The following is a 4,061-nucleotide window of genomic DNA, read 5'->3' as shown; positions in this document are numbered from 1 at the left end:
CCCGGCCCGGACCGCCCGGACCGGAGGGCCGACCGGTACGCGGTCCGGCCTGAGTGCCGACCCGCGCACCGGCCCGGGAACCGCCCGGCGGACGGCCACCCGGGGCCCGGAGCAGGCCGCCGCGCGCCTGGTCGCCCGCAGCGCCCGGGCCACCGCGGCCGGCCTGCCGAGCACCCCGCCCTCCCCGCACTGGCGCCCCGGCGAGCGGACCCTGCGCCTGCTCACCGTGGCCACCGTCGCGGCCGTCGCCGCGCTGGCCACCGGCCACGCCTGGCTGCTCGCGCTGGCCGCGGGACCGGCCGTCCTGCTCGCCCTGGCAGCCCCGGGCACCGGCCGGCCGTCCCGGCTGGCCGCCGAGAACAGCGTCGAGCCGAGCCGCTGCCTGGAGGGCGAGCCGATCACCGTACGGGTCACCGTCCGCCACGACGGACGGATCGGCCGGCTCGACCCGGCCGTCGCCCTCGGCCCCGGCGTCGCCCTGACGGCGGTGACCGTCGGCGCCACCGAGGTCGACCTGGTGCTCCGGGCCGAACGCTGGGGCCGCTGGACCCTGGGCAGCGTCGACATCGACGTCTACGACGCCGGCGGTCTGGCCCGCCGGACGGTGCGCACCGACCTCGGCACGGTGGACGTCTTCCCGGTACCGAGCGCGGCCCGACTCACCCCGATCCCGGTACGGCTGCCCGAACGCCTCGGCGAGCACACCACCGCGCACGAGGGCACCGGCGTCGAGGTCGTCGGCGTGCGCCCGCACGTGCCCGGTGAGCGCCAGCGGCGCATCCACTGGCCGTCGACCACCCGCCGCGACGCCGTCCAGATCAACCAGTTCGCGGCGGAGCGGGCCGCCGACGCGGTCGTCCTGCTGGACACGCTGGCCGACTTCCTGGACGCGGCCACCGGCCGGTCCAGCCTCGACGAGACGCTGCGCGCGGCCGGCGGCCTGACCCGCGCCTACCTGCGCCGGCACGACCGGGTCGGCCTGATCGCGGTCGGCGGGAAGCTGCGCTGGCTCGCCGCGGGCAGCGGGGACCGGCACTTCTACCGGATGGTGGAGAGCGTGCTGGAGGTCCGCCAGGACCGGGGCCACCGCGGCCCCCTGGTGCCCCGGCTCCCGGCGGCGGCGCTGCCCGGCCACGCGCTGGTGTACGCCTTCACCTCGCTCGCCGACCAGCGCATCCTGGACGTGCTCGGCCAGGTCCGCGACCGCGGCAACCCGCTGGTCGTGGTGGAGGTCCCGGCCGGCGAACCGGCGGTGGAGCCCGGTGACGAGATCGGCGCGGTGGCCCTGCGGCTCTGGCACGCCGAACGCGAGGCGATGCGCTCGGCGCTGCGCGCCCGCGGCATCCCGGTGGCCCGCTACACCCCGGGCGAGGCGCTCGACCTGGCGCTCGCGCCACTGCTGCGCCGCCGGATCGGGGGAGGAGCCCGATGACCACCGTCGACGACACCCTGGCCGCTGCCCCGACAACCGCCTCGGTCGCTGATTCGGTCGCTGCCGAGCCTGGGATCGCGCCCGCCGCCCGGTGGGTCGGGTGGGCCGAGCGGGCCGCACTGCGCTGCACCGGCGTGGCGCTGGCGCTCACCGCCGCCGGGGTCGGCGGCACCGTCGACGGCGCGGTGGACCGGTTCGGCCCGGTCGCCGCGGTCGTCGCCGCGGTCTTCGCCCTCTGGGCCGCCCCGCCGCTGGACGAGCCGCCGCGCCGCCCGCACAGCTGGCCCGGTCGGCTCGCCGCGTCGCGCAGCACCGTGCTGGCGGCCGGGAGCGTGCTGCTGGCCGCGCTGGGCGAGCCCCCGTTCGGCGGGATCGCGGCGGTGGTCGCGCTCCTGATCGGCTACCTGCTGCTGGTCGACGTCCTCGGCCCGCAGCGCGACCGCGTCCGGCCCGTGCACGCACTGGCCGCCCTCGCCGCGTCCGGCCTGGTCCTGTCCGTGGCCCTCGCGTCGACCGGCGCGGGGGAGTGGTCGCGCCCGATCGCCCTGGCCGGCCTGGCGGCCGCGGCCTGGGGCGTCACCCATGCGCTCCGACCCCGGCCCGGCCTCCGGGCACGGCCGGCGGAGCCTCACCCCGGCGACTGAGCGCCCGCGGGCCCGCGCCGGGTCGCCGGTCGCCCGGTTCCGGGGTGTTCCGCCGTCGCCGTGCGCGCCCCGGTCGTGCGCCCCCCGCCCCGCCTCGCCGGGCGCCGCTCGTGCCGGATGGTCCGGTGCCCGGGGGTCGCCCCGTGTGGGCCGAAGGTCGCGCGCTGGCTACGATCGGTGAGCACGGGGCAGAAGGATGCGCCGGGCCGCGCGGCCGGCGCACGGCGAGGAACACTGTGGGAGAGACGATGGCACACGCACGGGCCGGGCAGCAGGCGCAGCCGGACGACCTGGTGGACGTGGCACGGTTGGTGACGGCGTACTACACGCTGCACCCGGACCCGGAGGAGCCGGGCCAGCGGGTGGCGTTCGGCACCTCGGGGCACCGCGGCTCCTCGCTGGACGCCGCGTTCAACGAGGACCACATCGCCGCCACCACGCAGGCGATCTGCGAGTACCGGGTGGCCCAGGGGACCACCGGCCCGCTGTTCCTCGGCGCGGACACCCACGCCCTGTCCGAGCCGGCCCGGGCGACCGCCGTCGAGGTGCTGGCGGCCAACGGCGTCACCGTCCTGCTGGACAGCGCCGACGGCTACACCCCCACCCCGGCCGTCTCGCACGCGATCCTGGCCCACAACCGGCGCCACCCGCAGGCACTGGCCGACGGCATCGTGGTGACGCCCTCCCACAACCCGCCGCGCGACGGCGGGTTCAAGTACAACCCGCCGAGCGGCGGTCCGGCCGGTTCGGAGGCCACCGGCTGGATCCAGGACCGCGCCAACGCCCTGATCCGGGACGGCCTGCGGGGCGTCAAGCGGGTGCCCTACGCCCGTGCCCTGGCCGCCGCGACCACCGGCCGCCACGACTACCTCACCGCCTACACCGAGGACCTGGTCTCGGTGCTGGACCTCGACGCGGTGCGGGCGGCGGGCCTGCGGATCGGCGCCGACCCGCTGGGCGGGGCGTCGGTCGCCTACTGGGGCCGGATCGCCGAGACGCACCGGCTGGACCTGACCGTCGTCAACCCGGTCACCGACCCGACCTGGCGGTTCATGACGCTGGACTGGGACGGCAAGATCCGGATGGACTGCTCCTCGCCGGCCGCGATGGCCTCGCTGATCGAGCGCCGGGACCGGTTCGCGATCGCCACCGGCAACGACGCGGACGCCGACCGCCACGGCATCGTGACGCCGGACGGCGGCCTGATGAACCCGAACCACTACCTGGCCGTCGCCGTCGACTACCTGTACCGCCACCGCGCCGACTGGCCGGTGGACGCGGCGGTGGGCAAGACGCTGGTGTCCTCCTCGATGCTGGACCGGGTCGCCGCCGACCTCAAGCGGGACCTCGTCGAGGTGCCGGTCGGCTTCAAGTGGTTCGTCGACGGGCTGCTGGAGGGCTCGATCGCGTTCGGCGGCGAGGAGTCGGCCGGGGCGTCGTTCCTGCGCCGCGACGGCGGGGTGTGGACCACCGACAAGGACGGCATCCTGCTGGCCCTGCTGGCCTCGGAGATCACCGCGGTGACCGGCCGCACGCCCAGCGAGTACTACCGCGACCTCACCGAGCGTTTCGGCGCCCCCGCCTACGCCCGGGTGGACGCCCCGGCCGACCGCGAGCAGAAGGCGCTGCTGGCCCGGCTGTCCCCGGAGCAGGTCCGCGCCGGCGACCTGGCGGGCGAGGCGGTCACCGCCGTCCTCACCGAGGCGCCCGGCAACGGCGCCGCGATCGGCGGGATCAAGGTCTGCACCGAGAACGCCTGGTTCGCGGCCCGCCCCTCGGGCACCGAGGACGTCTACAAGATCTACGCGGAGTCCTTCCACGGGGCCGACCACCTCGCCCGGGTCCAGGCCGAGGCGCGCGAACTGGTCAACGAGGTCCTCGCGGGCCCGGCGGCCTGACCTCCCGCTCCGCACCTGCCGTCTTCCGCACCTGCTGGGCCGCGTCGGTCAGCGGCAGCCGGGTGTAGCCGGGGACCTTGACCAGGC

General features: G+C 77.1%; 3 protein-coding genes. All 3 read left to right on the top strand.

Annotated features, from left to right (window positions below):
* Positions 1 to 49 precede the first annotated feature (49 nt).
* The 3 genes from ABZ495_RS36795 (at position 50) to pgm (ending at position 3,974) form a co-directional block, all read left to right on the top strand.
* Positions 50 to 1,432: a DUF58 domain-containing protein gene (locus ABZ495_RS36795; RefSeq protein ID WP_359840342.1), complete on the top strand. Its 1,383-nt coding sequence runs from the start codon at positions 50 to 52 to the stop codon at positions 1,430 to 1,432.
* Positions 1,429 to 2,076 carry a hypothetical protein gene (locus ABZ495_RS36790; RefSeq protein WP_359804761.1) on the top strand — a complete coding sequence of 216 codons (648 nt, stop codon included), beginning with the start codon at positions 1,429 to 1,431 and terminating at the stop codon, positions 2,074 to 2,076. Before ABZ495_RS36795 ends, ABZ495_RS36790 begins: the two co-directional genes overlap by 4 nt.
* Positions 2,077 to 2,324: 248 nt before the next feature.
* A complete protein-coding gene (gene pgm / locus ABZ495_RS36785) occupies positions 2,325 to 3,974 on the top strand; it encodes a phosphoglucomutase (alpha-D-glucose-1,6-bisphosphate-dependent) (RefSeq protein ID WP_359804763.1) in 1,650 nt (549 codons plus the stop codon).
* The last annotated feature ends 87 nt before the right edge of the window (positions 3,975 to 4,061 follow it).

The organism is Kitasatospora sp. NPDC005748, from assembly GCF_040630735.1.
Lineage (GTDB): Bacteria > Actinomycetota > Actinomycetes > Streptomycetales > Streptomycetaceae > Kitasatospora.
This window is presented reverse-complemented; position numbering and strand designations above follow the sequence as displayed.

Excerpts from the sequence above, each read along its gene's own strand:
- ABZ495_RS36790 (WP_359804761.1), top strand. The coding sequence starts at position 1,429 with ATGACCACCGTCGACGACACCCTGGCCGCTGCCCCGACAACCGCCTCG.
- pgm (WP_359804763.1), top strand. The coding sequence starts at position 2,325 with ATGGCACACGCACGGGCCGGGCAGCAGGCGCAGCCGGACGACCTGGTG.